This is a genomic window from Methanomassiliicoccus sp., assembly GCA_012719175.1.
GTDB lineage: Archaea > Thermoplasmatota > Thermoplasmata > Methanomassiliicoccales > Methanomassiliicoccaceae > UBA6.
In genome coordinates this window covers 67,203-93,881 of the sequence record JAAYAX010000013.1, presented here as the reverse complement: position 1 = coordinate 93,881, position 26,679 = coordinate 67,203, and the positions used below count along the sequence as shown (strand labels likewise).

At 58.7% G+C, this 26,679-nt stretch carries 26 protein-coding genes and 2 tRNA genes; 12 read left to right on the top strand and 16 right to left on the bottom strand.

Annotated elements, in window-relative coordinates; all coding sequences use genetic code 11:
• Window positions 1-3: 3 nt before the first annotated feature.
• The 7 genes from GXX95_09895 to thrS all read right to left on the bottom strand — a co-directional run bounded on the left by GXX95_09895 (window position 4) and on the right by thrS (window position 7,178).
• The gene (locus tag GXX95_09895) at window positions 4-333 is read right to left on the bottom strand and encodes an NADH-quinone oxidoreductase subunit C (GenBank protein ID NLT38452.1); all 330 of its coding nucleotides are present in this window, start codon (window positions 331-333) and stop codon (window positions 4-6) included.
• Window positions 330-776 carry an NADH-quinone oxidoreductase subunit NuoB gene (nuoB, locus tag GXX95_09890; protein ID NLT38451.1) on the bottom strand — a complete coding sequence of 149 codons (447 nt, stop codon included), beginning with the start codon at window positions 774-776 and terminating at the stop codon, window positions 330-332. The genes GXX95_09895 and nuoB overlap by 4 nt, the downstream gene beginning before the upstream one ends.
• Entirely contained in the window at window positions 773-1,645 is an 873-nt protein-coding gene (locus tag GXX95_09885) for an NADH-quinone oxidoreductase subunit H (GenBank protein ID NLT38450.1), read from the bottom strand. The genes nuoB and GXX95_09885 overlap by 4 nt, the downstream gene beginning before the upstream one ends.
• Window positions 1,642-3,513, bottom strand: a complete 1,872-nt coding sequence (locus GXX95_09880; protein ID NLT38449.1) for an NADH-quinone oxidoreductase subunit L — start codon at window positions 3,511-3,513, stop codon at window positions 1,642-1,644. Before GXX95_09880 ends, GXX95_09885 begins: the two co-directional genes overlap by 4 nt.
• A 287-nt stretch (window positions 3,514-3,800) precedes the next feature.
• Complete coding sequence (locus tag GXX95_09875; GenBank protein ID NLT38448.1) at window positions 3,801-4,733, bottom strand: winged helix-turn-helix transcriptional regulator; 933 nt, start codon at window positions 4,731-4,733, stop codon at window positions 3,801-3,803.
• Window positions 4,734-4,853: 120 nt separating this feature from the next.
• Window positions 4,854-5,246, bottom strand: coding sequence for a CopG family ribbon-helix-helix protein (locus tag GXX95_09870; protein ID NLT38447.1), 393 nt, complete (start codon window positions 5,244-5,246; stop codon window positions 4,854-4,856).
• 204 nt (window positions 5,247-5,450) lie between these two features.
• Entirely contained in the window at window positions 5,451-7,178 is a 1,728-nt protein-coding gene (gene thrS / locus GXX95_09865; protein NLT38446.1) for a threonine--tRNA ligase, read from the bottom strand.
• A 225-nt stretch (window positions 7,179-7,403) separates the two neighbouring features.
• Between thrS and GXX95_09860 the strand changes: the two genes are divergently transcribed.
• Window positions 7,404-8,276, top strand: a complete 873-nt coding sequence (locus GXX95_09860) for an FKBP-type peptidyl-prolyl cis-trans isomerase (protein ID NLT38445.1) — start codon at window positions 7,404-7,406, stop codon at window positions 8,274-8,276.
• Here the strand turns inward: GXX95_09860 and GXX95_09855 are convergent.
• The 5 genes from GXX95_09855 to thiD are packed head-to-tail and all read right to left on the bottom strand — an operon-like array spanning window position 8,260 to window position 13,192.
• Entirely contained in the window at window positions 8,260-9,030 is a 771-nt protein-coding gene (locus GXX95_09855; GenBank protein ID NLT38444.1) for a phosphatase PAP2 family protein, read from the bottom strand. The genes GXX95_09860 and GXX95_09855 overlap by 17 nt on opposite strands.
• Before the next feature lie 7 nt (window positions 9,031-9,037).
• Window positions 9,038-10,102 (bottom strand): glycosyltransferase family 4 protein, encoded by a 1,065-nt coding sequence (locus GXX95_09850; protein NLT38443.1) that lies wholly within the window; start codon window positions 10,100-10,102, stop codon window positions 9,038-9,040.
• On the bottom strand, window positions 10,083-10,691 hold the full coding sequence (locus GXX95_09845) for a hypothetical protein (GenBank protein NLT38442.1): 609 nt from the start codon (window positions 10,689-10,691) through the stop codon (window positions 10,083-10,085). Before GXX95_09845 ends, GXX95_09850 begins: the two co-directional genes overlap by 20 nt.
• 29 nt (window positions 10,692-10,720) lie before the next feature.
• Window positions 10,721-11,869, bottom strand: a complete 1,149-nt coding sequence (locus tag GXX95_09840; GenBank protein ID NLT38441.1) for a glycosyltransferase family 4 protein — start codon at window positions 11,867-11,869, stop codon at window positions 10,721-10,723.
• Between the two features lie 21 nt (window positions 11,870-11,890).
• Window positions 11,891-13,192 (bottom strand): bifunctional hydroxymethylpyrimidine kinase/phosphomethylpyrimidine kinase, encoded by a 1,302-nt coding sequence (gene thiD / locus GXX95_09835; protein NLT38440.1) that lies wholly within the window; start codon window positions 13,190-13,192, stop codon window positions 11,891-11,893.
• Between the two features lie 132 nt (window positions 13,193-13,324).
• Here thiD and GXX95_09830 point away from each other — a divergent pair, with 132 nt between their 5' ends.
• Window positions 13,325-13,672 carry a hypothetical protein gene (locus GXX95_09830; protein ID NLT38439.1) on the top strand — a complete coding sequence of 116 codons (348 nt, stop codon included), beginning with the start codon at window positions 13,325-13,327 and terminating at the stop codon, window positions 13,670-13,672.
• Between the two features lie 90 nt (window positions 13,673-13,762).
• Here the strand turns inward: GXX95_09830 and argH are convergent, their stop codons facing one another.
• Both argH and GXX95_09820 read right to left on the bottom strand, forming a co-directional pair.
• Entirely contained in the window at window positions 13,763-15,214 is a 1,452-nt protein-coding gene (gene argH, locus GXX95_09825; GenBank protein NLT38438.1) for an argininosuccinate lyase, read from the bottom strand.
• A gap of 85 nt (window positions 15,215-15,299) precedes the next feature.
• Window positions 15,300-16,598: an argininosuccinate synthase gene (locus GXX95_09820; GenBank protein ID NLT38437.1), complete on the bottom strand. Its 1,299-nt coding sequence runs from the start codon at window positions 16,596-16,598 to the stop codon at window positions 15,300-15,302.
• A gap of 219 nt (window positions 16,599-16,817) precedes the next feature.
• On the opposite strand from GXX95_09820, the gene GXX95_09815 reads away from it, so the two are divergent.
• The 6 genes from GXX95_09815 (at window position 16,818) to GXX95_09790 (ending at window position 22,190) form a co-directional block, all read left to right on the top strand.
• Entirely contained in the window at window positions 16,818-17,837 is a 1,020-nt protein-coding gene (locus GXX95_09815; protein NLT38436.1) for an N-acetyl-gamma-glutamyl-phosphate reductase, read from the top strand.
• 3 nt (window positions 17,838-17,840) lie between these two features.
• A complete protein-coding gene (gene argJ, locus GXX95_09810) occupies window positions 17,841-19,067 on the top strand; it encodes a bifunctional ornithine acetyltransferase/N-acetylglutamate synthase (GenBank protein ID NLT38435.1) in 1,227 nt (408 codons plus the stop codon).
• Window positions 19,068-19,076: 9 nt separating this feature from the next.
• A complete protein-coding gene (gene argB, locus GXX95_09805) occupies window positions 19,077-19,925 on the top strand; it encodes an acetylglutamate kinase (GenBank protein NLT38434.1) in 849 nt (282 codons plus the stop codon).
• Window positions 19,926-19,928: 3 nt separating this feature from the next.
• The gene (locus tag GXX95_09800) at window positions 19,929-21,107 is read left to right on the top strand and encodes an aspartate aminotransferase family protein (GenBank protein NLT38433.1); all 1,179 of its coding nucleotides are present in this window, start codon (window positions 19,929-19,931) and stop codon (window positions 21,105-21,107) included.
• Between the two features lie 70 nt (window positions 21,108-21,177).
• On the top strand, window positions 21,178-21,414 hold the full coding sequence (locus GXX95_09795) for a DUF1294 domain-containing protein (protein NLT38432.1): 237 nt from the start codon (window positions 21,178-21,180) through the stop codon (window positions 21,412-21,414).
• A 92-nt stretch (window positions 21,415-21,506) separates the two neighbouring features.
• Window positions 21,507-22,190 carry an ACT domain-containing protein gene (locus GXX95_09790; protein ID NLT38431.1) on the top strand — a complete coding sequence of 228 codons (684 nt, stop codon included), beginning with the start codon at window positions 21,507-21,509 and terminating at the stop codon, window positions 22,188-22,190.
• Window positions 22,191-22,226: 36 nt separating this feature from the next.
• On the opposite strand, the gene GXX95_09785 is transcribed toward GXX95_09790, so the two are convergent.
• Window positions 22,227-23,390: a hypothetical protein gene (locus GXX95_09785; GenBank protein NLT38430.1), complete on the bottom strand. Its 1,164-nt coding sequence runs from the start codon at window positions 23,388-23,390 to the stop codon at window positions 22,227-22,229.
• 115 nt (window positions 23,391-23,505) lie between these two features.
• Between GXX95_09785 and GXX95_09780 the strand changes: the two genes are divergently transcribed.
• Window positions 23,506-24,825 carry an acetyl ornithine aminotransferase family protein gene (locus tag GXX95_09780; GenBank protein NLT38429.1) on the top strand — a complete coding sequence of 440 codons (1,320 nt, stop codon included), beginning with the start codon at window positions 23,506-23,508 and terminating at the stop codon, window positions 24,823-24,825.
• A gap of 7 nt (window positions 24,826-24,832) precedes the next feature.
• On the top strand, window positions 24,833-25,183 hold the full coding sequence (locus GXX95_09775; protein ID NLT38428.1) for a cupin domain-containing protein: 351 nt from the start codon (window positions 24,833-24,835) through the stop codon (window positions 25,181-25,183).
• A 98-nt stretch (window positions 25,184-25,281) separates the two neighbouring features.
• Here GXX95_09775 and GXX95_09770 read toward each other — a convergent pair.
• A tRNA-Thr gene (locus tag GXX95_09770) sits at window positions 25,282-25,358 on the bottom strand.
• A gap of 210 nt (window positions 25,359-25,568) precedes the next feature.
• Between GXX95_09770 and GXX95_09765 the strand changes: the two genes are divergently transcribed.
• Together GXX95_09765 and GXX95_09760 are read left to right on the top strand one after the other, a co-directional pair.
• Window positions 25,569-26,339 (top strand): peptidylprolyl isomerase, encoded by a 771-nt coding sequence (locus GXX95_09765; protein ID NLT38427.1) that lies wholly within the window; start codon window positions 25,569-25,571, stop codon window positions 26,337-26,339.
• Between the two features lie 54 nt (window positions 26,340-26,393).
• Window positions 26,394-26,468, top strand: a tRNA-Arg gene (locus tag GXX95_09760).
• The last annotated feature ends 211 nt before the right edge of the window (window positions 26,469-26,679 follow it).

Here is a 26,679-nt window from a genome sequence, read left to right as displayed (position 1 = left end):
TCATCACTCTCCCTGTGTCCTTAGCGGGGGCTGGCCTCCCGGTCCCAGGAACAGTCCTCCCTGCACCCCCTGGAAGCTCAGTCCCAGCAGATCCATCATCTCCCTCTCCATGTTCTCCGCTCCCTTGTACTCTGGCGATAGGCTCTCCAGCTCCTCGTCCCAGCGGCAGCGGACGCGGAGTTTGATGAGCTCACCTCTCCTGTCCATGATGTAGATGAGCTCCGCGGTGCCTTCACCATCATCCGCGGCCACGATGGTCACCAGGCGTGTATCCTTCTCCCTCATCATGGCAGCGACCCTCGCGACCGTCTCGGTGTTGGAGCATCCGCTCATGCTCTCGCCCCCTCGGACGAAACGCTGGTGATCTCCCTCCACTTGTTCACGGCCATGACCACTCCGTCGATGAGGACCTCGGGACGGCAGGCACAGCCAGGGACGTACACGTCCACGGGAATGACCGAGTCCACGCCCCCGCAGGTGTTATAGCAACCCACGAAGGGGGCGCCCGTAGAAGCGCAGTCACCGCAGGCCACCACCAGCTTGGGATTTGGCATCTGCTCGTACAGGTTCCTCAGCCGCGGAGCGCATTTCGTCGTCACTGGACCTGTGACCAGCAGTATGTCGGCGTGCTTGGGGTTACCCTTGTTCATCATCCCAAACCTCTCCACATCGTACTTCGGCGTCAGCAGCGCCCATATCTCGATATCGCACCCGTTGCACGATCCTGTGTCGAAGTGCAGTATCCATGGCGATCTCGCCTCTCTTCTTCCCTTCACTGTATCACCCCAGTATTGACCAGGTAGAGGACGATCATATTGAGCATCACCGCTCCCAGACAGAAGGTGAGGCTGAAGCGGAGCATCCTCCAACGGGTAAGCCTTGCAGTTGTGTTGTCGATAACGGCCGTCATAACGACCACCGCGAGTACCACCATTGCCTTGACCGCCAGGTCCAGCGCGGGGTCGGGCAGGCGGAAGAGGAGCAGCAGGATCCCGAACATCACTGCCAGTTCGAACCAGTGGGCCAGTTTGGTGATGCCCAGCCCCCTGCCGGAGAACTCCACGTAGGGTCCGGAGACGATCTCCGAGTGCGCGGTGGCGATGTCGTAAGGCGATTTCTCCAGCCTGATGAGGAGCACTGGCACCATAGACGCCGCTGCTAGCGGCAGGGTCAGGACCAGCATCTCATCCATATCTGAGCCCAGGAACGAACCGCTGGCATATCCTAAGGATAGCACGATCATCATGACCACCGGTTCCGTGGCCATCATCTGCACCAGCTCGCGCTGGGCTCCCAGATGGGAGTATGGTGATCGCACCGAGAGGGCGGCCATGACCATGAGGAAGCAGCCCACCCCCGATAGGAGGAAGGCGGTGAGGACGTCGCTTCCCATGATCAGCACCAGGGCTGCCGATGCTTGTAGGACCAGGGCCCCGTAGGCGAACATGGCCTGAGAGCCGTTCACGTAGCTCCCTTTCTTATGCAGCAGCTTCGTCAGGTCGCGTAGTGACTGCAGGACCGAGGGACCCTGGCGCCCCTGCAGGCGGGCCGTCAGGACCCGATCTAGGCCTAGCAGCACACCGACCAGCAGCGGGACCGCCGCCCATAGGGCCAGGAGGGCTATCTGCTCGAAGGAGGAGCTCACGCTGCCACCTCCTGGATGAGCGGAGAGAACACCATGACGATGATCAGGAGCGCCATCAGCATGTTGGCCGTCCAAGTGATCTTTGCCACCTTCGCTTCCGTCCAGTAGTAGAACGTACCGACTTGGACGTCGCTGCCTTCCCCGCATGTGTAGACCTCCCGGACCTGTGGCGCCCTCCGTGGCAGTATGACCACAATCACCAGCAGGGCTGCAAGGACGACAAGGGCCACCATGGGGAACAGGCCCATGGTCGTGAACAGTCCCCACTCGCCCATTTGAAGGGCGGGCTCGAAGACCCTGGAGACATAGGGATTGATGAGACCATCTAGGAGCGGACCCATCAGGACGGTCGCCAGTATACCGACCGTGGCCGTCGCCATCAGGGTCGCAGCATACGTCCGGGGGGTCCCGTCCCGCTGGAGACGGTCCCTCCTGATGCCGCCTGTGAAGATCCTCCCTAGCCATTTCGCGTAATAGACCAGGGTGGCCCCGAAGCCCAGGACCAGTAGCAGCGCGATCAAGGGATGGGAGGCAACGGCCTCGCTGAGCAGCCACTTGGACGCGAACATCCCGAAGGGGGGCATGACCATCATGGACACGCCCACCAGGACCATCGCGGACACCAGCGGCATGGAGTCCCGGAGGCCCTCCATGGCATCGATCTCCTCCGACCCTGTCCGTTCCTTAATGACGCCGACGGACATGAAGAGGAGGGCCTTGGATATGGCATGGAAGACCAGGAGGAGCATCGCCGCCGTCAGGGCCAGGGACGTACCCAGGCCTGCGCACGCCACGATCAAACCCAGGTTGCTGATTGTGGAGTAGGCCAGCACGCGCTTGGCGTTGCTCTGGGTCATGGCTAGAACGGCCGTGATAACGAAGGAGATGACCCCCACCAGTGCCACTATCGTCGAAAGCGCTCCGCTGCCCTGAAGCTTGGGAGCCAGCCTCAGCAGGAGGTAGACTCCCAGGTTGACCATGGTTGCCGAGTGCAGTAGGGCCGAGACCGGGGTCGGCGCCACCATGGCACCCAGCAGCCACTTCTGGAATGGGATCTGGGCCGACTTGGTGAAAGCGGCCACGGCCATGAGCGCCAGAGGTAGAAAGGCCAGCCTGCCTAATGCCGCTCCCTCAGGTATCTGGTCGATGAACACCGTACCGAATAGGGAGTGGCACAGCAGGATCCCCACGGCCAGGGCCAGCCCGCCCCCTAGAGTGTATTCGGCCGCAGTGACCGCGGACCTTCGGGCATCTTTCGTACCGGTATGGCCTATTAGAAGGTACGAACACAGCGTGGTGACCTCCCAGAAGAAGAACAGCCACAGCAGGTTGTTGGAGAAGACCGCCCCGTTCATCGCCCCCAGGAACAGCAGCATCACAGCGAAGAACCGCCCATGGTCCTCATAGTGGGTCATGTACCTGACCGCGAAAACGCATATTATGGACCCTATGACCGAGGTGATGAACGCCATCATCACACTTAGCTGATCAACATTCATAGCTGCCCCATGCTCACTGACACCGCCCACCTCCATGGCAGTGAGGACAACGAGCTGGAGGCCGGCGAACACTCCCGCCAGGGCGCTCTTTGCCTTCCAGGAGATGTATAAGAATGCGAGCATGAGTATGAGGTCCAGGATCGTTATTCCTACGCTGATCGTTTCAAGACCATACGCATCCCGGACGATCGGCCCTGCTGTCACCACTATCGATAGAAGGGCTAGAGCAGATATTGCCATAAGCACGGAGACCGCTCCGACCGCCTTTCCTATCGCTGGCAGCTTTCGCAGGTAAAGGCAGACCAGAGCTCCCACGACAGGAGCAACGATAAGAAAGGCCACCAGCAGGTCGAGGATAAGTTCATCCAATGCAGCTCACCGTCCCTGAACTATACTCGCCCCCCTTCAAGGCCATCTGACCTTCAACCGCTGGCTCTCCCATCGACGAAGCTCCTTCAAGGCGATGGGAGGATTGGTGTTCCCGTGTTCGGGTCATTCCTATTCCTCACGGCTTTCATCGGTCTGACCGAGCATAAACTCGTGTTAGCCGCTGAAAAGAAGAAGAGGAACAAAAAGTGAGGAGGAATGCTCCTTTTTTTCATCGGTCAATAAAAAAAGGGAATGGATTAACGCAAGCCAGCAAGCTGCCGGGCGAGCTAGTGCCAAGGCCCGGCGATCCTTTCCTGCAATAGCTTGTTCCTCCACGTTTTGAACAACCAGGTGCTGCGAATGATCCTGGAAAAGGTGAGAACGGTCTCCTCATCATTGGATATGTCCTCCACCATCTCCATATGCTTATCCATGGTGGGGGACCAGCAGCTGAGGACGACCAGATCAGGAAGGTTGCTGGACTCCAATCCTACGAGTATACGAGGGCCGAACCTGTCGTTCAAGCGGGCGATGTATCGGCCCTTGTTCTCACCCGGCCGCAGCTCGATATGAACAAGGGAGTAGATACCGGAGGTCCTTTCTGGCATCCAATTGGTGCTAAGCTCAATGGACCCTTGCTCCACCATGGTGTCAAAGTGACGCCTGACCGTCTTCACGGAGACATCGAGATCATCAGCTACCTCGTTCAGGGGTTTCCTTGCATCATCGTGCAGTGCCGCTATGATGCGATAATCCAGTAATGTGAGAGGCTTGGTGCCGGTATATTTGTGATGGACCGGTATGTTGGCCGAGGTCGCCCTGGAGGGTATGACCACGCTGAGCTCCCTTATCTCCAGGTTCTCCCGGATACGTTCCACGGAGGGCCCAAGGTCATCCAGACCTTTCAGTAACAGAGTTATGACCAGGGCGTTCGATCCGAATTGATATACCTTCTCCGTGAAGCTCCTTTCGGTCGGTTCCTTCATATGGCCATTTATGGACAGGGACTCGCTGACCCCCATGATCTTAACGGGAACAGCTCTGAGGTAGCCAGAAGAAATATTGGCGGTGAACTTGGTGACGATCCCCTGGTCTATGAGGTTCTGAAGGCGTCTGTGGACCGAGGGCACGGAGATCCCCAGCTCATGGGCCATCTCCCGATGCGTGATCCTGTTGTTGATGAGCAGAAGCTGAAAAAGCCTCAGGTCCTTTTCGTCCATCCGCTCCCAATATTATTGTCAGGTCAAAATCTTTTCTGCGCCATGAGTGGTCTTAATTATTTTTTCAAGGTCATCGCAATGCCGCTACACCATCACGTGGGGGTGGGGAGGTGGACAGGATCACGACTGTATGAACTTGAGGTACTCGAGGTCCTTATCCTTATGGAAATCGTCCATGAGGCTCTTGACGCTCTCCGCATCCCCTTTAATAAGTATGACATCAAGGCATTTTCCGTTCTTAAGATGGGAATGCAGCTGCGTGGATATTATGTCGGTGTGATGGTGCACCGACTCCTCGAAGTTCTGCTCATCCCTTTTACGATGGACGGTTATCAGAACGCCTTCCACCTCTCCAGTGAGGGACGCCCTCTCCTTCAGTTCCGCCTCCGCTGCTCTGAGGCAAGCCCTGATGGCCTCGCTCCTTCCTGCCAGCCCCAGCTCCTTCTCCATCTTGTCAAGCACTTCGAGGTTCTTCTCGTTCAGGGAGACGCTGATGACCGCCATCTTGCGCATGGCATGGTATCGACCGCAGGCCTAATAAAAATATGGCCGAAAGTTGTTAATCATTAATAAAAATTTTAAAATAGTACGATCAGACCGATCCATCGAACCGCGGTCTCTTCCCTCACCTTGGCCAATAGTAAAAAGATGATGCCAGGGAAGCTTCTTTCCACAAAGGGAAAGCTCCCTCGGAGAGAACGAGAACTCCTTAAGAGCCTAGTGCAGCACCTTCGTGTCGTCAGACGCCCCTGAGGGGCTGTTCTCTGCTGCCAACTGGGCGACAAAGTCCTCGAACTTCACGCCGAACTTGGCTCCCTTGACACCATGCTTCCTAACCGCCAGGGTGCCGTTCTGCTCCTCCTTGTCCCCGATCACGATGATGTACGGTATCTTCTGCAGCTCCGCATCCCTGACCTTACCCTCCACGGTACCGTAGCTGAGGTCCAGATCCACACGGTAACCGAGGTCGAACAGCCTATCGTGGATCTCCTTGGCGGACTTGGCATTGTCATCCTTGAAGGAGATAACGCGCAGCTGCACCGGGGCCAACCAGAGGGGGAAGTTGCCGTTGTAGTGCTCGATGAGTATGCCTATGAACCTCTCCAGGGAGCCATAGATGGTACGGTGGAGCATGATGGGGCGGTGGTCCTTGCCATCGTCCCCTACGTACTTTATCTGGAACCTCTCAGGCATCTGGAAGTCCACCTGGATGGTGGCGGTCTGCCACTCCCTTCCCAGCGAGTCCTTGATCTTGAAATCTATCTTGGGTCCGTAGAACGCTCCATCTCCCTCGTTGACCTCATATTTGGCGCCTCTATCGTCCAGGACCTTCCGTAGGAGGCTCTCTGCCTTGTTCCACTGCTCCATCTGCCCCATGAAGTTCTCGGGCCTGGTGGACAGCTCCATGCGGTATTGGAAACCGAAGAGCTGGTAGAACTTGCTGACCAGCTCGATGATACCATTGATCTCGGATTCCAGCTGCTCCTCCGTGCAGTAAACATGCGCGTCATCCTGGGTGAACTGGATGACCCTGAAGAGCCCAGAGAGGACGCCGGAAAGCTCCACTCTGTGGACCTCCCCCATCTCCCCTACTCTCATTGGCAGTTCCCGGTAGCTGCGGTCCTTGCTGTTGAACACCAGTATACCCCCGGGACAGTTCATGGGCTTGACCACGAATTGGCGGTCATCGTAGTTGGTGAGGAAGATGTTGTCCTTGTAATGCTCCCAGTGGCCGGAGGTCTTCCACAGGACATCGCTCATGACCTGCGGGGTCTTTATCTCCACGTAACCGGCCTTCCTGTGCTCTGCCCTCCAGAAATCGATGAGTGCGTTGCGTATGATCAGCCCCTTAGGGTGCCAGAAAACCATTCCTGGTGCAACGTCGTAGAAGCTGAACAGGTCCAGTTTCTGGCCGATGATGCGGTGATCGTTCTCCTTGAGGTCACCCTTGCTCAGCTTGGTCTTGGATATCTGCTTCAGCATCACCGATGGATCGTACTTCTCCACCTCGACCTTCTTGGCCTCGAGGCGCATCTCCCTGGACAGTTCAGATAGGGGGTGCCCCTTGCAGCTTATCTTGAATGACTTGTACCAGCCGAACGGCGCGCGATGGGCCTTTAGGCCCTTCTCTTGAAGGATCGCTTCCATGGTCCGGAGCATCTTCTTCCCAACGTCCGGGGAGGACAACGAGGAGGACAGGTGAGCGTAGGGGTATAGGACGATGGTGTCCGCACCGACCTTCTTGGAGACCTGCACCAGGTCATCGGTGACCTTCTTTGCTATGGCCTCAGGATCGCTCTCGTCCTCCTTCTCCACGCTGATGAAGGCTACCAGGACCTCCTCGAACCGACCTTGCTTCTCATCCTCGGTGATCTGGTCGGCGACGGGAGTAGGCTTCTTCACAGCGTACTCCAGGTAGTCAGAGTGAATGTAAAGGGTCTTCATCAGGCCGCTCCTAATACCTGTCGTATATTTACGGTTTCTCCGGAAAAAATGGCTTACGCATCCTCACTGGCCCCACGAGGGCATCTGTGAAAGTTCCGATCAAGCCGTGAGGACCTTGCAAGCAAGGGTCCGAGCCCGTCCTGGCCAGCACTTACTACGGTGTAGGAAATGTCCCCTGAGACCACACATTATAAATCGAGCGAACAGAATCACTGGCACGTTCCTATGAGGTCGAGGTCAGCTTTATCCCAAGATCGTAGTGGCAAGAACGCTCTCATCGCCGTTGTTATCGTCATCGTGCTGGTGGCGTCATCGATAGGGGCATTCATGTTCTTAACCGGCGAGAACCGGGCAGCGCAGAAAGGAGATGTCGTCAAGGTCGACTACATAGGTAAGCTGGCGGACGGAAGGGTCTTCGACACATCGATATACTCCGTGGCTGCAGACAATACCACCAATCCCAAATCGCTCTCTTTCAGCTTCAGGGGCAACGAGACCGTCTACAAGCCATATGAGTTCATCCTTGGCTCGCAGGGCACACTGACTGGTTTCAGCGAGGGGATCGTGGGCATGAAGAAGGGGGAGACAAGGACGATAGTCATTCCCGCTGGCGAGGGATATACGCTTAATGAAAGCAAGCTGATAACTCTCCAGCTCACGGAGTCGGTCCCGGTCCAGAGAACCATGTCCATCAGTGATTTCGAGGACTACTTCAGCGCCACCCCTACCGGCTTCATGCTGTACACCGATCCGGTGTACGGTTGGAACGTGCAGGTGCTGTTCGTCGACGGTGCGAACGTCCGCATCCTCAACGACATTCCCTCGGGCGGTGCTGACTACAAAGCATATGGCAGCTCATCGGATCCAAGCCAGGGATGGCAGATCAACGCCACATACGACAGCACGGGTGATAACATCATTGTACATCACCAGTTGGACGCCTCCAGTGCGTTCGCCAAGAAAGGCATCGACTACACTGGCTCCGAGATCTATGTGGAGAGCGTGGACGTGACCAACGGGACGGCCGTAATCAATCATGATCGAGAGGTGGCCGGTAAGGAGCTGACCTTCATAGTTACTCTCATCTCCATAAGTTAGAACACTTTCCTTCGTACTTCCTGAGGAGGTATCGGCCGGAGAGGACGCTGAACCATCCCAGGAGGAGGCCCACGACCACGTCCGCGGGCCTGTGCAGGCCGAGGTAGAGCACGCCGATCATGTTCAGACCTAGAATGATGAGCGCGACCATTGCTCCCTTCCCTTTGCCCCGCAACGCCAGGGCGACCACGGTCAGGAGGGTGGTGTGGCCGCTGGGAAAGCTTTGGCCACGCGATATCAGGTCGTCGGATAGGGGTCCCCAAAAATTATCCTTGTACAGCAATGGGCTCACTCCGGACGAAGGGTCCAGGGCGGGACGGGTCGAGAGCATCAGAACATGAGCAAGAAGCAGGACAATGCTGGCGATGGCCATCGAGGTGCAATATGTCCGGAACCTATTGCGGTCCGTAGATAGCAGCCACAGGGCGGCCGTTCCCAATGTCAGGGGGAAGAGGAGCACATAAAGGAAGGAGAACAGGAACACGAGCTCTCCTGGAAGCCAGGACTGCATCGCAGAGACCTCTTCTCCGAGGAGCTGGAAGGCATCAGGCAATAGAAGGGGAGGCGCGGCAGACACCATCGAACGCTCTGTCCAGGCCTTTCCTCCCAACGCTAAGAGCAGCAGAAGGATGAATGGCCACTCCTCCTTAGCATTCCTGAGGGCTTCGGCCGTACCCTTCCTACCCAAGCTCAGGGCCATGAAAGCGAGGGTGCCTGCGGCCAGGAAGGCGAGCGCGGGCAGAGTGGAGGACATCGAGCAACTATTCCTCCGCCACCCTGCGGTAAGCGGCCTCCACGTCCTGCACGATGTTGTCCCAGGAGAATCTCAGGATGTGCTCCCGCGCCCGCCGGGCGGTGGCCTCTCGGACCTCATCGTCCTTTAGCAGCTGGTTGAGGGCCGCGGCGATGGCCTTGCTGTCCTTGGGTGGAGTGAGAACACCGCCGTCACCCACCGCCTCCGGCAGGCCCCCCACCCGGGATGCCACCACCGGTTTGCCGTAGGACATGGCCTCCGCCACTGCCAGGCCATAGGACTCGAACAGCGACGGCATGGCGAAGACCTTGCAATTGGAGAGCAGCTCTATCTTCCTCTCCTCGCTGACCCGTCCCGTGAAGGTGACCTTCTCCCCCACACCTGCCTTTCGGACCACCGACTCCAGACGCTCCCTCTCCGGCCCATCCCCCACAACGATGAGGCGGCCGTCGACCTGGTCCATGGCCTTGATAAGATAAGGGATGCCCTTGGTCCCGACCAAGCGTCCGATGAAGAGTATGTAATCCCCCTCCGTGCCCACCTCCGGGGGGACCTCGATCCCCGGAGGGATGACATCCAGCAGGGCGGGGTCGAACCCTCGCTTAAGAAGATCGCCCTTTATGAACTCGGTGATGCAGATCACCCGGCGCTTCCTTATGATGCGACAGAACAGGGCGTCATTGATCAGGCTGGGGATGCGGTTGAGGCCGTGCCCCTCCCCGTAGGTGTTATGGAAGGTGAACACCCATTTTCCCCGGTAGCGCTTCATGGCCTTGGTGTAGGATGGGGCCCACCGGTAGTGGAAGTCCACCACGTCCGGGTCCAGCCCCTCCAGTGCCTCCAGGACCCCGGGGGTGGTGACGAAGGGAGGGTTATAGATGTCTGTGAACTTCGATGGGAGGCGCACGATGCGGTAACCATCCCGTTCCTCCTCTTCGGAGGTGCCCGGCAGTTGCGAGGTCAGGACGATCATCTCGTGCTTACCGGCGAGCCGGCAGGACACCTCATGCAGTCGGTGCTCTATGCCGCCCATGTAAGGGTAGTGAAATGGGTTAAGCAGTACCACACGCATCTTGCGACTTCCTCTTTCTGTAATAGGAGACGATCACGCTCAGTAGGATGATGGCGAGAACCATCACCACCGTCGCTACTCTGGCCGTACCCTGGGAGAAATAGACGACGAATATGCCGCTGAGGGCAAGGATGATCCCGTACTTGATCACTCCCCCGATGACGACAAAGGCGAGGGATTTCTTCAAGCTCCATTGGGTCACCGCAATGAACGCCCCCAGGAAGGGAACCACCGGTGCGATGCGGTTAACCAGGATCATCCGCTCGTCCCGGCAGAACAGGAAAGCCTGGTAACGACGGATGACCTCGCAGATGCGCTCGGGAACCTTGGCCCGTTTCACTATCAAGTATAGGGTCATGACGCCGGTGATCTCCGCCAGTACGATGGTGACCAGAACACCTCCGGCATACATCAGCAGGGACGGACCGGGGTTCAATGGCACGGTGGTGAAGATGATGACCGTGAACAGCTCCGGCACTGTGGGAAAGAGTATGGCATCGACATAGAACAGAATGAAAATGCAAACTAGACCGCCATAGAGTCCTAATGGCTGGAACAGATCATAGACCATCGTACCTATGTCGGTCATTTTCTTCAGATAATCCGTATGTCTTAGAACTACTTTCCGTTCAGCGATATTTTCTTCCGCTCGATGGTGGCCTCATAAAGCTCGACCAGCTTCTGTGCGCTCTTCTCATGGGAGTATCCCAGGGCGAACCGCCGGGTGCTCTCGCTGATCTCTTGAGAGTGTTCCAGGGTTTCCCTCATGGCGGTCGCGCAGGATCGCACGTCCTCCTCGAAAAGATAGCCGTTCTCACCTGGCCTGACCATCTCCGCCACCGCCCGGAAGTTGATGCCCGCCACGGGCTTTCCTGTGGCCATCGCCTCCAGCGCTGCCAGGCCTTGGGTCTCGAACTTGGAGGCTATGGTGAAGGCATCGCAGGCCGCGTACGTCGATGGCAGCTCATCATCCGGTACGAATCCGGTGAACACAACCCTGTCCTCCATCCCCATCTCATGCACCATTTCCTGGTAGTGCTTCTTCGCCGGCCCCTCTCCGACGAGGACCAGTCTCACCTGAGGGTCCTCCTTGGACAGAAGGGAGAAGCCGTCAAGGACGAGGTCCAGGTTCTTTTCCTTGGCGATCCTCCCCACGTGCATCAGGACCTTCCTGTCCCTGAGACCGAACCTCTCCCTGAAGGCGGCCCCGTCCACGTCAGGATTGAAGCGGGTGGTGTCCACCCCGGTAGGGATGACCTCGACGCGGTTCATGCTGGGCGCGTAGGACAAAAGCTCGTTCTTGATGGCGTTGGTGGGAGCGACCACCGCATCCGCCCGCTCCAAGAGCTCCCGCAGATAGAACCAGAACGGCCTGGTCAACATCCAATCGGGGACGTCGATGGGGGAATAGAACTTGGCCGCATCTGTGAGCATGGTGTGGAACGTCACCAGGTTGGGTATGTGGAGGGTCCGTGATGCGAACATCGAGCGCACGGCCATGAACAGCAGGCCGTGATTGTGGATTATGTCCACATTCAGTTCCTTGAGGATCTCGCACTTGTTGGAAGGGAAGATGGCGGCGTTGTAGCCAGGGTACTTCTTGTAGTTCAGGGAACGGAAGTAATAGACGTCCTCCTCCTTGTGGCTGTTGCCGGGATCGGGAGCGAAGATGAAGACCTCATGGCCCATGCGTTCCAGCTGCGCCTTGGTCAGCAATATGGAGCTGACCACCCCATCGCGCGCTGGCAGATATGTGTCCGTGAACATGGCGATTCGCATTGATAATCCTCATCGTAGGGCTTTCTCGATCCTGCTGACCAGCTCTTCGGGGCTGGAGGCTAGCACCCGGACCAGGGGCTCCGTTCCCGGGCCACCCCGGTCACAGGCAACATCGGGGACACATCCAAGGACGTTTATTAGGTCTTCCATCGCCTCTCTTTCACAGCGGGTGATGTCTCCGGTACCCATCCTACGCCGGTATGTACCGATGCTCAGGCCCGCGCGCCTCGCCCAGTTGACGACACTGCTAGTGCATCTCAGGCTCATGCCGGCCCTCATCCCTCCGTCGTACATCATCGACGCCAAGACCGCAGCGGACAGGCGGGGGGCTCCCCCGAAGGTCGGGCAACGCTCGCCCTCCCGGGCACGGGTGGGGACGGCCGTCCCGCAAACGTCCATGATGTTCGTGGCCCCGGGGAGGCAGAACACCATCTCCGCTCCGGTCTCAGGGACCCAGCTCCTGGGAAGCGATCCCCCCGCTCTCTCGGCAGAGGCCTTTAGTCGGGCTGATACACGATATCGATGCGCATCCTTCAGGATACCGCCCATGGGTTCCACCACAGGCACGCCCCTCCCCACCTGGAAGCGGCCGGCTATCGATTCCATGATCGCTGCGCGCGACGCTATGAAGGACTCCCATACCCCCATCCCCTTGGCCAGGTTGGCCGTGAGGTACGAGGAGAGGATGCAGCCCCCACCATGGCCGCGGGCCTCCACCCGGGGGGACCCCAGGCGCAGGAACTTACCCTGGTGATAGAGCGTGTCCACGCTCCTGTCCCCGTCCATATGACCCCCCTTTAGAAGGACCGCCTCCGACCCCTGCTTTACCAGGGATCGACAGGCCCTGCGCACGTCGTCGTCCGTGGATATGCTCAGGCCGGTCAGGGCCTCCGCCTCGGGGACGTTGGGCGTGATAATGGTGGCCAACGGCGCGATCCTCTCTCGCATCGCCTCCACCAGACCCTCCCGCCCCAAGGCATCTCCCACGCCCGCTACCAGGACCGGGTCCACCACTAGGGGGAAATCCGTGGAGGCCAGTCTCTGGGCCACGGCCGTGGCTATCTCTGCCGAGTACAGCATGCCGGTCTTGGCCGCCGATATATGGACATCCTCCAGGACGGCATCCATCTGCCCGATGATCTCATCCACGGGCAGGGGCAGTATCCTGGCGACCCGGCATGAGTTCTGGGCCGTCACTGCGGTGATGGCCACCGCCCCATGCACACCCTGGGATGCCATGGCCTTGACGTCTGCCTCTATGCCCGCCCCTCCTAGGGAGTCGGAGCCAGCTACCGTGAGCGCTACCAGCACACATACTGGACCAGATTAGGGGATATTAATCTCCTTGGACGCTAACCGGAGGGACCGGGCCCCCGGGGTGCGGTAAATTATAAATACGCACCCCCCTTTCAAAAAACGATGAAGGCGACCAGCGGGCATTTCATGTTCGGGCCCGATTTCCAATACAAGGACCTTGCAGAGTCGTTCCCGGAGATCCTCAAGGTCTTCTTGGAGGAAACAGACCAGTTGCCGGACGATGATGACGTCATGCAGATGTTCATTTTCATCAACCAGCAGGCGCTGAGGAAGAACGAGAAGCCTGAAGGATACAACCGCAAGGGCCGGATGCGCATGATCTTCCCGCTGGGAAGCAACCAGTTCTATCTGAAGTCCAACATTGCGGGCAGCGAGGTCGTCCGTCTCAGTGAAAAGGTCAGCAAGCTCCTAACGAAGAGCGGTGTCAAGCACACCCTGCAGTGGAACGCCCTGGGCCCCAAGGAAGTCGATTAGTAGCGGCCTCGGGCGAGGTCGTTTCGCTTCTGCCGACGGTCTCCAGACATCATCAGAGTTGATCGAACATGTTTTAGAGAGTGCTCCTTCTCATTCCAGAAGGGCGCTGAACGCGCCCGCTATTCTTTTCCTCTCCCGTTCCACATATGAGGCCTGAGCCTTGATCTCGGACCTTGCGCGCTCCACCTGCGGAGCGAAGACCAGGGGCGAGGTCCCTCCCAGGGACGTTCTGCGGGCCACGCACCTCTCGATGGGCAGCAACTCGAACACATCCTCCTCGATCAGGTCGCAGAACCCTTTCAGCTCCTTTAGCGACAGGTCCTCCAGCCTGCCCTTCCTCTCGATGGCGTGGCGGACCACCGCCCCCACCACCTCGTGGGCATTGCGGAAGGGAAGGCCCTTGACGACGAGGTAGTCCGCGAGGTCAGTGGCGTTGAGGAAACCTTCCTGGCATGCCTGGAACATCCTCTCCGCGTTGATCTTCATGGTGGAGATCATGGATGTGGTCATGCGCAGGCAGGGGATCAGGCGGTCGTAGGAAGCGAAGAGGGCGGGTTTGTCCTCCTGCAGGTCCCGGTTGTAGGCGGTAGGAAGGCCTTTCATCGTCACCATAATGCTGACGAGGTCCCCTAGAGCCGCCCCGGCACGGCCCCGGGTCAGTTCCGCGACATCGGGGTTCTTCTTCTGGGGCATGATGCTGCTTCCGGTGGAATAGGCATCAGCCATCTCCACGAAGCCGAACTCCGGCGAGGACCAGTACACAAGCTCCTCGCACAGGGAGGAGAGGTGCACAGCGGTCAGGGCCGCGGCGAACAGATACTCGGCCACGAAATCACGGTCGGAAACGCCGTCCATGGAGTTGGAGCAGGGAGCCTCGAAGCCCAGCAGCTGTGCCGTGTATGTCCTGTCGATGTTGTAGGTCGTTCCGGCCAGTGCGGCCGATCCCAGGGGGCAGATGTTGAGCCGCTCGTAGGAATCGATGAAGCGCCCAGCATCACGCTGCAGGCGCTGAAGATGGGCCATCATCCAGTGCCCTACCGTCACCGGCTGCGCATGCTGGACGTGGGTGAAGCCGGGGAGTATCACGTCGTGGTAGGCCTCCGCCCGCTCCATCAGCCCCTTCTCCAGCATCATGATGGTCTCGATGGTGTCCAGGGTGGCATCGCGGAGGAACATGCGTACGTCCGTCACCACCTGGTCGTTCCTGCTGCGGCCCGTGTGCAGCCTTGCGCCGGCGTCCTGGATGCGGTCGGTGAGAATGAACTCGATGTTGGAGTGAATGTCCTCCAGGTCCTGCTGGATGGGAAGTGTCCGCTCCTCGACCTGCTTCAGTATGCCCTTGAGGCCCTGCTCGATATCCTTGGCATCCTTGGCGCCGATGACGTTCTGACGGGCCAGCATGCGCACGTGGGCCAGGGAGCCGATGACATCGTACCTGGCGAGGCGGCTGTCGTCCCGAAGGGAGGATGTGAACGCCAGGGTGCTGTGGGAGGCGCCCTCGCTGAACCTTCCGGACCAAAGTGTCTTCTTCTCACCGCTCATGCTGCAAGACCTCCACGGACCTCATCAGCTCCAGAAACACATAGTAATAAAAAAGGGATGGGTTAAGGGGTTTGATCTCCAAGCATCACTTTTTCTTCTTGGCGGGAGATGGCTTGGCCTTATCGACCTTGGCGTCCACCACCTTCATCTTGTCCTTATGGGCAGAGGCCACGGTCCTCAGCGGCAGGCCCCAGACGTATATGAAGCCCTCAGCCGAGGTGTGGTCGAACTCATCGCCCTTGGCATAGGTGGCCAACCCCTCGCTGTACAGCGAGTACGGGGATTCCCGTCCCACGACCTCCGCGCTCCCCTTGTACAGCTTTACACGGACGACGCCAGTTACATAGGTCTGGGTGCTCTCCACGAACGCTTTGAGGGCGTCCATGAGGGGGGAAAACCACAGGCCGTCGTATGCCAGATCGGAGAAGCGCTGCTCGACGCTCTTCTTGAACGACAGGACATCCCGTGTCAGGACCAGGCCCTCAAGGGACTGGTGCGCTTTGATGAGGGTCACCGCGCCCGGGCACTCGTAGGTCTCGCGGGACTTGATGCCCACCAGGCGGTCCTCTACATGATCGATGCGGCCCACGCCGTTCTCCCCTGCGAGCTTGTTCATCCTTTCGATCAGCTCCACGGGGGGAAGCTTGCGTCCGTCGATGGATACTGGCACACCGCTCACGAAGCCGATCTCCACGTACGTGGGCTTATCAGGGGCCTTGAGGGGGGACACCGTCCATTCATGGGAGTCCTCGGGCGGCTCCTTGGAGGCATCCTCGATGACACCGCACTCGCAGCTCCGACCCCACAGGTTCTCGTCGGTGGAGTAGGGGCACGCCTTCTTCACCGGGATAGGTATGCTGTTCTTCTTGGCGTAGTCTATCTCCTCCTCGCGGGTCATGACCCACTCCCTCATGGGGGCCAAGATCTTGATGTTGGGGGCGAGGGCGGCTATGCTGACATCGAACCGGACCTGGTCGTTCCCCTTGGCGGTGCAGCCGTGGGCGATAAAGTCCGCCCCCTCCTTCTTCGCCACATCCACCAGCAGCTTGGCTATCAGAGGCCGGGCGATAGCCGTGGACAGAGGGTAGATGCCCTGGTACAGCGCATTGGCCTTCAAGGATGGCCATACGTAGTCCTCGGCGAACGCCTCGCGGGCGTCGATGGCGTATGCGGCCACCGATCCGATGGACTTAGCGCGTTCTATATTCTTCTCCATATCACCAGGCTGACCTACGTCGATGGATACGGCCACCACGTCGAGGTCGTGGTTATCCTGTAACCAGCGGATGGCGACGGAGGTGTCGAGACCTCCAGAGTACGCGAGCACTACCTTCTTCCTTTCAGACTTGGGAGCAGCATTTACCTTCTTCTTGCTGGATGCCATTGGGATCGTGCTGCTGAGATTGGACACATTATAAAGGCTTGTTGGCCGAACTCCGACAAACCTACTCATAGGAGTCTCTTACCGGACATGGCAGAAATCCCCAGAGCCAGATAGTCCCTTTTGCAACAGTGAGGGACACGATTGTCTCATTTGGGTCATCATGCTTAATACTTGTACCTTTTTATCATCGGACCTTAAAAGCGCATGAGGTCAAATGGAATGATAAAGGCCGCAATCGTGGGAGGCTCCGGATACACTGGGGCCGAGCTTGGACGCATACTATGCCGCCATCCCCAGATCAGTCTGGAAGCGATAACCTCTAGGCAGAACGCCGGCATGCCCGTGGCCAAGGTCCTTCCGTCCCTCCAGGGTTTCACCGACCTCTCCTTCGAGGCCCAGCTGAACGAGGACGCCGACCTGGACCTGGCCTTCCTGGCCACTCCCCACGGGGCTTCCATGGCCATAGCCCCCGACCTACTGTCCAGGGGTGTAAAGGTCATCGATCTTAGCGGCGACTATCGCCTCTCTAGCCCTGAGGTCTATGAGAAGTGGTACGGCCACCCCCACAGCGATCCGGAAGGGCTGTCAAAGGCCGTTTACGGAATGACCGAGCTATACCGCGAGCGCATCGCCCGTGCCGACCTGGTCGCCAACCCGGGCTGCTATCCGACCTGCTCCGTGCTCTCCCTCGCTCCCCTGCTCGCGAGTGGCCAGGTGGATGAGAAGGTGATAATAGACGCCAAGAGCGGGACCTCCGGCGCCGGGGCGGAGACCACCAAGGCGACCCACCACCCCAACTGCGGGGCCACCATCACCCCGTACAAGATAGTGGGCCACCGCCACACCGTGGAGATAAGCGAGACCCTCAGCGATGTTGCCGGTTCTGGTGTAGGCGTCGTGTTCACGCCTCACCTGCTGCCGATCATACGCGGAATGCTCACGACGAGCTATGTTACTTTGAAAAAGGATAAAAGCAAGGACGAATTGCAGGCGCTCTACGAAAAATACTACTCCGGGCGCAGGTTCGTCCGGAGGGTGGCCGTTCCCTCCATCCCCTCCACGTTGGCATCCAACTTTGTGGAGGTCGGTGCGGAGAAGGCCGACATGGGCACCGTGGTGGTGATGGGCGCGCTGGACAACCTGGTCAAGGGCGCGTCCGGCCAGGCGGTGCAGAACGCGAACATAATGTTCGGCATGGATGAGACCGTAGGTCTCGATTTCCCAGGACTAGGAGTGTAGGAGATGAAAATTATCGATGGCGGGGTAACCACCCCCAAGGGCTTCAAGGCGGAAGGGATCCACTGCGGGATCAAGAGGGAGAGGCTGGACCTGGCGATGCTGTACTCGGAAAGGCCGGCCATCGCCGCTTGTGCGTACACTCAGAACAAGATGAGGGCGGCGCCCATAGAGCTCATGATCCAGCGTCACACCGACAAGATCCAGGCCTTTGTCGTCAACAGCGGTAATGCCAACGCCATCACCGGCCCTCAGGGCATGAAGGACGCCATGGCCATGTCGGACACGGCAGCCACGGCCCTGGGCATACATCCTCAGCTGGTAGGGGTGGCCTCCACCGGCGTGATCGGCCGCTACCTCCCCATGGACAAGCTGGACCAGGGGATAAGGAACATCTCGGGGAAGCTCGGCTCCGGCAGGGAGTACGACCATCGCGCCAACATGGCCATCCTGACCACCGACAAGACGATCAAGGAGGCCGCCTGCCAGGTCACCCTCAAGGATGGGACCGTGGTCACCATCGCGGGGATGGCCAAGGGATCGGGGATGATATCACCGTCCATGAGGACCAAGCATGCCACCACTTTGAGCTTCATCACCACCGATGCGGTGCTCAGCAAGCCTCCGGAGTGGAAGTGGCAGGAATGCATCAACAAGAGCTTCAACATGATTAACGTCGACGGCGACCAGAGCACCAACGACATCTCGGTGCTGATGGCTAACGGCGCCGCGGGCGGTAAGCCCGTCGACGACAACCATGATTTCTGGGACGCCGTCCTCTATGTATCGCAGTCCCTGGCCAAGCAGGTGGTGCTGGATGGCGAGGGGGCCACCAAGCTCATCGAGCTTAAAGTGACCGGCGCAAAGTCGGACAAGGAGGCCAGGACCACCGGGCGCTGGATAATATCCTCCAGCCTGGTGAAGACGGCCATATTCGGGGCCGATCCCAACTTCGGGAGGGTACTGGCCGCTATGGGCAACTCCGGCAGCGAGTTCAACATCGACAAGGTTCGCCTGACCATCGGCAGCAACGGTGAGGAGGTCATCCTCTTCGAAGGCGGGGTTCCGCAGGTGAAGCCTTGCTCCGAGGAGGAGGTCATAGCCCGCAAGCTCCTGTCGGAACACAACATATCCATGCACTTGGACCTGGGTGTGGGCAACGGAGCGGCTGAGGCTTGGGGTTGCGATCTGACCTACGAGTACGTCAAGATAAACGCCGAGTATACCACCTGAGTGATGCGCATGGATCAAGTTCAGGTTGATAGCGGACGCCGTGTCTTGGTCAAGTTCGGCGGCAACGCCCTCAGCGGCGAAGGGGACCTAGAGCGCTTCGGCCAGGACATATCCTCTCTACTTTCCGCGGGGTTCCAACCGGTGCTGGTCCACGGCGGCGGCCCGGAGATATCCCAGGAGATGGAGAGGCGCGGACTCAGTGTGAAGAAGGTGTCCGGGCTCAGGGTGACCGACGACGACGCCTTGCAGGTGGCCGCGGAGGTGCTCTCCAGGATCAACGCTCAGGTGGTTCAAGCCTTGACCCGGGCCGGGGTGGGAGCGCACGGTATGGCCGGGGCCGAGAAGGGCACGGTGATCGCTCAGAAGATGCCTCCGGTGAGGACGGAAGACGAGAGCGGACATGAGGTGCATGTCGATCTAGGCAGTGTAGGGGAGGTCTCACACATCGACCCTACCTTCATGGAGGAGCTGATGGGCCGCAATACCGTCCCGGTCATATACCCCATCTGTGCCGATGAGCACGGCAGCGCCCTGAACGTGAACGCCGATACGGTGGCCGCCCACGTGGCCAGGGCAGTGGGGGCAACGGAGATGGTCCTGGTGACCGATGTACCCGGAATACTGCGCGGAGGTGAGGGAAGCAAGGAGCATATACCTTCCACAACACTCTCGGAGATCGACCGCCTTATCGATGCCGGGGTGATCACCGGAGGCATGGTGCCGAAGGTGGAGGCCTGCCGCACCGCGCTCCTCAACGGCGTGGGTACAGTTTACATGTTGAACGGGAAGGAGCCGCACTCCCTGATCAGGAGGCTGGTGGATGGTCAGGACAGCGGCACCATGATAACTGTGGGATGAAAGATGGACAAAGAAAAGGTGAGGGAACTGGACCATCAGTTCCTGTTCCAGAACTATGGGCGCCAGGACCTATGTTTCGATCATGGGGAGAAGGAGTTCCTCTATGATCTGGACGGTAAGAGGTACATCGATCTGGTGGCAGGCATCGCCGTAAACGTGCTCGGCTATGCCCATCCATCTCTGGTAAGGACGGTGAGCGAGCAGGCAGGGCGCATGATGCACGTGTCCAACCTCTATCTTGTCAGGGAACAGGCCGAGGCCGCGGAAGCGCTGGCCTCCGTGTCCCCCTCTCCCCTGAAGGTCTCCTTCTTCTGCAACAGCGGGACGGAGGCCAACGAGGCCGCGCTCAAGCTGGCCGTGAAGGCTACGGGACGCGCCCGCATCGTGTCCACCAAGAACTCCTTCCACGGCCGAACCATGATACCTCTCTCGGCCACCGGTCAGGTGAAATACCAATCCGGCTTCGAGCCCCTGGTCTCCAAGGCCTTCGACTTCATCGACTTCAACAGCGTGGAGCAGCTGAAGTCGGCGATAACGCGTGACACCGCGGCCTTCATCTGTGAGCCCATCCAGGGAGAGGGCGGGATAGTGGCGGCCAAGGAGGAGTTCTTCAGGACGGCCCGGGACCTCTGCGATGAGCGCGGCAGCCTGTTCATAGTGGACGAGGTTCAGACAGGGATAGGCCGCACTGGTAATTGGTTCGGGTTCCAGCATATGGGCGTGGTCCCGGACATTGTGACCCTGGCCAAGGCATTGGGGGGAGGCTTCCCCATAGGAGCCTGCCTCACCACCTGTGAGCTCGCTGCCACGTTCAAGCCGGGTGCGCATGGCACCACCTTCGGCGGCAATCCCCTGGCCTGCGCGGTAGCCAGGACGGTCATCGAGACCATCAAGGAAGAGGGCCTGGTGGACAGGTCCGCGTCCCTTGGCGAGAGGTGGTCGCAGGAGCTTCGCAGCCTTGCTGTGGGTGGCGGACTCATCAAGGAGGTTCGGGGAAAGGGCCTCATGATCGGTCTGGAGATGGGTGAGGAGGCCAAGCACTTCCAGGAGTACGCGCTTGGCGAAGGGATACTGGTGAACGTGACAGGAGGGAAGATCGTGAGGATGGTGCCGCCCCTTATCGTCAGCGACGACTCCGTCTCCAAGACCAACGATGTCCTGAAGGCCTTCCAGGACCGGTGATGAGGATGAATCCAGGGTGGTGTCGGTGAGCGCGGGCTGGGACATACTGTGGATCCTGGGAGTTTACCTGATGGCCAACGTTGCCGCCCTGGTCATCTACTACGCGGACAAGAAGGCCGCATCCAGGATGCTGCGGAGGGTGCCTGAGAGGACGTTGTTGTTGGTTGCCCTCATCGGACCCTTCGGGGCCCTGGTGGCCATGCGCAGCTTCCGCCACAAGACCAGGAAGAACAAGTTCCTCCTGGTCTACCTCTTCGCGCTTCTGCACATTCTCCTGGCCGCCTACCTCCTGACCCGCCCCTGGTAAGGCTCAGGGCCTTCTTGTCCCTCGATGAGGAGGCATTCCAGGCTATGTCTGAGTGATAAATTTTATACTGTCCCTTGTTATTTGACAGGAACATGAAGAAGGAAGTGCAAAAGGAGAGCATCGCCGAGCGGACCCGCATCTATATCGATGCTCATCCCAGTGTCAAGGACTGCATTTCCAAGGACCTCATCAACTACTCGTCGTTGGCCAGGATGATCATGAAGGAGCTCTCCATCGCCAACGAGGAGGCGGTGATGATCGCCTGTCGCCGCTACGCCGTAAAGTTAGGCCGGCGTGACCATGAGAAGGAGATACTGAAGGTACTGCGCAACTCCCGCCTGGAGCTGAAGACGAAGATCGCCATCATCACCGCCAAGAACGATTGGACGGTGCTCCACCGCCTGGAGGCGGTCCTCAAGAGGCTCTTCAACGAGAAGACCATCATGCAGATCATCCAGGGTACCCACGCCATCACCATCATCGCCGACGAGAAGCTGCAGAACGAGGTGGTGAACGCGGTGGGGCCGGAGAACGTGTTGAAGATACGCACCGATCTAGTGGAGATATCGGTCCGCTCCCCGGAGAGGATCACTGAGACCAGTGGGGTGTTCGCCTTCCTCGCGAACAACCTCGCGGATGGTGGCATCAACGTGCTGGAATCGGTGAGCGTCTTTACCGACACCATCTTCATAGTAAACGAGGCTGACATGATGCAGGCATACTCCATTCTGTCAAAGTGCATCGAGTCCGCGGAGAAGCTGAACCCCGAGGATTGATGGAGTCTCCTGGGCACCTTCTCCAGGGAATATCGTCTATCCGTCCTCGATCTTGGTAAGGTTGGAATAATCATCGATGGGCATGATCATGTCAGTTGTTCCATCAATGCTCCCCACGAGGCCATCGTATGGGTCTAAATCATCATTCCCGCCTGTACCTTCGATCACCTGTAGGCCGTTCCCTGGAACGGTGCCGCTATCGGCCAAGATGTTGGCAGTATTGATCTGGCTCAGAATGCTGCCGGTGGACAGCTCCGCTGCCCAGGTCTCGACGGTGTAGCTGCCGCTGGTGACGAAGTACAGGTCAAAGCCGATGGACCAGTTCCGTGCCCCCTCCGCCGAGGCGACCGCGGACAACGGGGTCCTGGCGAGCTCTCCCACGAGGCGGTCGCCGGTATCCCTCCAGCTGAGGAAGTAGTACCCTGTGGAGGTAGGCACCCTAACTTGGACATCGACGCTGCCGATCCCTGCCTTGGATATCGCCAGGTAGTCCACCACGGTGCCGGTCCAACCACCGCCTGTCGCTACCTGGTCGGTCATGCTAGCCGGGGACCAAGTGCTCAGGCCCACGCTGCCGGAAGGGAAGCTGAGGGTCTGGGTCAGCTCGATCGTGGGGTTGGAGGCCGGGTCGACCTCGAAGCTGACCCAACGAGCCGGGCTGACCGCCGTCAGGTTCCCCAGGTCCGTCATCGGAAGATCACTGGCATCAGCTAGCCAGATGCGGAACGTGTAACTTCCCGTGGAGATCATAGTGAGGTTGAAGGACGCGGTAACGTTCATGGAGGCAGCACCAGCGCCTTGCGTGAAACGAGGCCCCATCCCGATGGCCGATGTACCCTCACCGGGGTACCACAGGACCAGTTGCTGCTCGAACGTGAGGATCGCCGCTCCGTTCCTGATGTCGGTGCCGTCCATAACTATCACCCAAGCAAAATCCCCGCCCTTGCCGGTGGTGGCAGAGACCGGTGACGCGCTCACTGTGAAGTCCACCGACTCGCCCACGGTCTTCACGAGCGAGGTCAGCGTCGTGGTGGGGGCGTTGAACTTCAGCCCTTCCCCTGACGTCTGATCGTCGGCATCCCTGTTGTTACCGGTCTGGCCCGGGTTCGTCAGGCCAGGGACCACCACCGTGGCTAGAACGAACAGGCCGATTAGGCCCAACGCCACTATCCACAAGCGACCGAAGCTCTGACCTTTCATCTGGGATCGGAGTTCGAAGAGGCGAGATAACTATTAGTAATTAGGTCCGGCCCCGTCGCCCCTCCCGCTGCACTGTTAAAATACCAAGGTCGCCCATCCTAATTCCGGTGGATAAATGGGAAGGATCGCCAACATACTCACGGAGCCGCCCGGGCCCAGGGCGAGAGAGATAGTGGCCGCGGACCACAGGTACCTAGCGACCGCGACCAAAGCGTCCCCGGTGGCCGTCTCTCACGCTGAGGGCGGAAAGGTCACGGACGTCGACGGCAACACTTATCTTGATTTTGCCAGCGGCATATCGGTAATGAACGTGGGCCACTCCCACCCCAAGGTGGTGAGGGCCGTTCAGGAGCAGGCTTCCAGGCTCTTCCACTTCGCGGGCACTGATTTCTACTATGATGCCCAGGTCGCCCTGGCCAAGAAGCTGACGGAGATCACCCCGGGGTGCGGAGAAAAGAAGGTTTTCTTCACCAACAGCGGGGCGGAGTCTGTGGAGGCGGCCATGAAGATCACGCGCTGGTATACTGGTAGGAAGAGGTTCCTGGCCTTCCTGGGATGCTTCCATGGGAGGACCATGGGCGCCCTGTCCCTCACGTCCAGTAAGACGTTGCAGAGGGCACGCTTCTTTCCGCTGGTTCCGGGGGTCACTCACGTCCCCTACGCCGACTGCTACCGTTGTCCCTACAAGCAAGAGCCAGGCTCGTGCGGTACCCTCTGCGCCAAGATCATTGAGGAGACCTACTTCCCCACCCTGCTCCCACCGGACGAGGTGGCCGCCATGTTCTTGGAGCCAGTCCTGGGCGAGGGAGGCTACATCGTGCCCCCGGCGGCGTTCGTCAAGGAGCTGTCCCGGATATGCAGGGAGAACGGCATATTGCTCGTGGACGATGAGGTGCAGGCAGGCATGGGAAGGACCGGAAGGATGTGGGCCATCGAGCACTTCGGGGTCGTCCCGGACGTGGTGTGCACCTCCAAGGCTCTGGGCTCGGGGCTGCCCATCGGGGCGGCCATCTTCCCTTCCCACATGGACCTGGTGCCCGGGGCACACTCCAACACCTTTGGAGGTAACCTGCTGGCATGCGCCTCCGCCCTGGCCACCCTGGACGTGCTGGAAACTGAGAGGTTATTGGAGAACGCGGCCAGGGTAGGCTCGTACCTGCACCAGAGGTTGTTCGAGCTGCAGCAGCATCATGAGACCATCGGAGACGTGCGGGGCCTTGGGCTTATGCAGGCCATAGAGCTGGTAAGGGACCGGCGTACCAAGGAACATGCGGTCCGGGAAAGGGACGTGATCATCGAGAAATGCTTCAAGAGAGGTCTGATACTCCTCCCAGCAGGCCGGTCGGCGATCCGCTTCATACCTCCGCTGATCGTGGAAAACGATTTCATAGATGAGGCCATGGACATACTCGATCACGCGTTCCGGGGCCTGTAGGGGTGAGATGATAAAGCACTTCAAAGCAGCATCCATGAAATGGACGGACGGACCAGGCTATTCGAAGAGGAAGATATTGACAGGCGATCTCTTCCCTGAGGAGGTGGACCTCCTGCAGGAGGTTCGGTTCAAGAAGGGCTCAACCATACCTCCCCATTACCACAAGGAGCAGACGGAGATATTCTTCGTTCTTGCCAGAGGCTCTATAACCATCGATGACCGGCGGATCGATGCAGAGGCAGGTGACGTCATCGTTTGCGAGCCAGGAGAGGTGCACGGAATGCCCCTGGTAGAGGAGGACTTCGGTTTCATGGTGATCAAGGTGAACTATCGGGAGGACGACACCGTATGGTTGTGAGGCAGCAGAGAAGAAAGACCGTCTCCCGATTGCCACTCGATAGAGCGTCAATATGTCACTAGATTAGTTCATCGGAAAAACAAGACGGAGATAAGGAGTGGAGCCACCAGCGTGATTCGAACACGCGACCTGCTGATTACAAGTCAGCCGCTCTACCGGGCTAGGCTATGGTGGCCTGAGTCCAGGATAAAGCTCACCCATATAATAAATTTGGAGGTCAGGTGCGCCTTAGGATGAAAAATAATGGCATGCAGCACCCTGGTAGCCATATAGGATTTTTTCTACTCTTTTTTGGGCCAGACAACGTCCTTGGAATCACCAAAAAGTATAAAAATGACGAACTAATGACACCAATCCATATTCCGCCATTCATTCAGGTGATTTAATGTCAAGTGGAGACGAGAACCAGGTCGATAAGGCAGTGAAGGGAGATATCGTACGCATAGACTTCGATGGCTGGGTAGAGGACACCAACGAGCTGTTCGACACCACCAACGCTGAGACCGCCAAGGACGCAGGGCTGTACAACGAAAAGGTCCAGTATGTGCCGGTACCGATCCTCATCGGCGGCGGAAGGGTCTTTCCCGGTCTGGACGAGGCCTTGGAGAACGTCGAGGTCGGAAAGGAATACGATGTCGTGATCCCCCCTGAGAAGGCGGCCGGACCTCGCGATCCCAAGCTTGTAGAGATGATCGCCCTCCGTGAGTTCCTTAGACAGGAAGTGGAGCCCCGCGTGGGTATGGAGATCAACATCAAGAACCGTACGGGTATTGTCACCGCGGTCACCGCTGGACGGGTCCGAGTGGACTTCAACCGCCGCCTGGCCGGGAAGAGCCTGAAGTACCACTTCAAGGTGCTGTCCAAGGCAGAGGGCGATGAGGAGAAGGTCAAGGCGGTCCTGGAGATGGACTACGGCACCGCTGAGAACTTCAACATCCGCGTGAAGGACAAGAGCATCTGCATGGTCCTGCCGGACGTCTGCAAGTACGACCAGAAGTGGCTCCTCGCCAAGTACCGCATCGTCGCCGACCTCCGCGAGGCCATGAAGGCTGAGAAGGTCCGCTTCGTTGAGGAGTACGTCAAGCCGGCCGAGACCTCCAAGGAGGAGCCGGCCCCCGAGGAGATCGCTCCGGAAGAGATACCTCAGGAACAGTGAGGTTACCTCCGACCCAAACCTTTTCTACTGAATCTTCTTCTGGTAAAAACACAAGCACACGTGGCCTAGCTTGGATATGGCAGCAGCCTCCTAAGCTGCAAGTCGGGGGTTCGAATCCCCCCGTGTGCGCTTCCCTTCTATCCATTCTACCTTTTTAAAGGCTCAATAAATTACGTTATGGCCGCTAGCGGAGACCAATTGCTATTTCTTTGAAATCATGCTCACTTTTCATCTATCATGTCTACCTTAAAATTGGGCTCCTCATGTATGATTAAACAAAATATCCGTTCAGGCGTTGACCAGATATGAAAATAGATGCAGACTATGATCAACGCGATGG

Coding starts and splice junctions, on each gene's coding strand:
- GXX95_09895 (NLT38452.1), bottom strand. CDS start 333: ATGAGCGGATGCTCCAACACCGAGACGGTCGCGAGGGTCGCTGCCATG.
- GXX95_09875 (NLT38448.1), bottom strand. CDS start 4,733: ATGGACGAAAAGGACCTGAGGCTTTTTCAGCTTCTGCTCATCAACAAC.
- GXX95_09870 (NLT38447.1), bottom strand. CDS start 5,246: ATGCGCAAGATGGCGGTCATCAGCGTCTCCCTGAACGAGAAGAACCTC.
- thrS (NLT38446.1), bottom strand. CDS start 7,178: ATGAAGACCCTTTACATTCACTCTGACTACCTGGAGTACGCTGTGAAG.
- GXX95_09860 (NLT38445.1), top strand. CDS start 7,404: ATGAGGTCGAGGTCAGCTTTATCCCAAGATCGTAGTGGCAAGAACGCT.
- GXX95_09855 (NLT38444.1), bottom strand. CDS start 9,030: ATGTCCTCCACTCTGCCCGCGCTCGCCTTCCTGGCCGCAGGCACCCTC.
- GXX95_09850 (NLT38443.1), bottom strand. CDS start 10,102: ATGCGTGTGGTACTGCTTAACCCATTTCACTACCCTTACATGGGCGGC.
- GXX95_09845 (NLT38442.1), bottom strand. CDS start 10,691: ATGACCGACATAGGTACGATGGTCTATGATCTGTTCCAGCCATTAGGA.
- GXX95_09840 (NLT38441.1), bottom strand. CDS start 11,869: ATGTTCACGGACACATATCTGCCAGCGCGCGATGGGGTGGTCAGCTCC.
- GXX95_09830 (NLT38439.1), top strand. CDS start 13,325: ATGTTCGGGCCCGATTTCCAATACAAGGACCTTGCAGAGTCGTTCCCG.
- argH (NLT38438.1), bottom strand. CDS start 15,214: ATGAGCGGTGAGAAGAAGACACTTTGGTCCGGAAGGTTCAGCGAGGGC.
- GXX95_09820 (NLT38437.1), bottom strand. CDS start 16,598: ATGGCATCCAGCAAGAAGAAGGTAAATGCTGCTCCCAAGTCTGAAAGG.
- GXX95_09815 (NLT38436.1), top strand. CDS start 16,818: ATGATAAAGGCCGCAATCGTGGGAGGCTCCGGATACACTGGGGCCGAG.
- argJ (NLT38435.1), top strand. CDS start 17,841: ATGAAAATTATCGATGGCGGGGTAACCACCCCCAAGGGCTTCAAGGCG.
- argB (NLT38434.1), top strand. CDS start 19,077: ATGGATCAAGTTCAGGTTGATAGCGGACGCCGTGTCTTGGTCAAGTTC.
- GXX95_09800 (NLT38433.1), top strand. CDS start 19,929: ATGGACAAAGAAAAGGTGAGGGAACTGGACCATCAGTTCCTGTTCCAG.
- GXX95_09795 (NLT38432.1), top strand. CDS start 21,178: ATGGCCAACGTTGCCGCCCTGGTCATCTACTACGCGGACAAGAAGGCC.
- GXX95_09790 (NLT38431.1), top strand. CDS start 21,507: ATGAAGAAGGAAGTGCAAAAGGAGAGCATCGCCGAGCGGACCCGCATC.
- GXX95_09785 (NLT38430.1), bottom strand. CDS start 23,390: ATGAAAGGTCAGAGCTTCGGTCGCTTGTGGATAGTGGCGTTGGGCCTA.
- GXX95_09780 (NLT38429.1), top strand. CDS start 23,506: ATGGGAAGGATCGCCAACATACTCACGGAGCCGCCCGGGCCCAGGGCG.
- GXX95_09775 (NLT38428.1), top strand. CDS start 24,833: ATGATAAAGCACTTCAAAGCAGCATCCATGAAATGGACGGACGGACCA.
- GXX95_09765 (NLT38427.1), top strand. CDS start 25,569: ATGTCAAGTGGAGACGAGAACCAGGTCGATAAGGCAGTGAAGGGAGAT.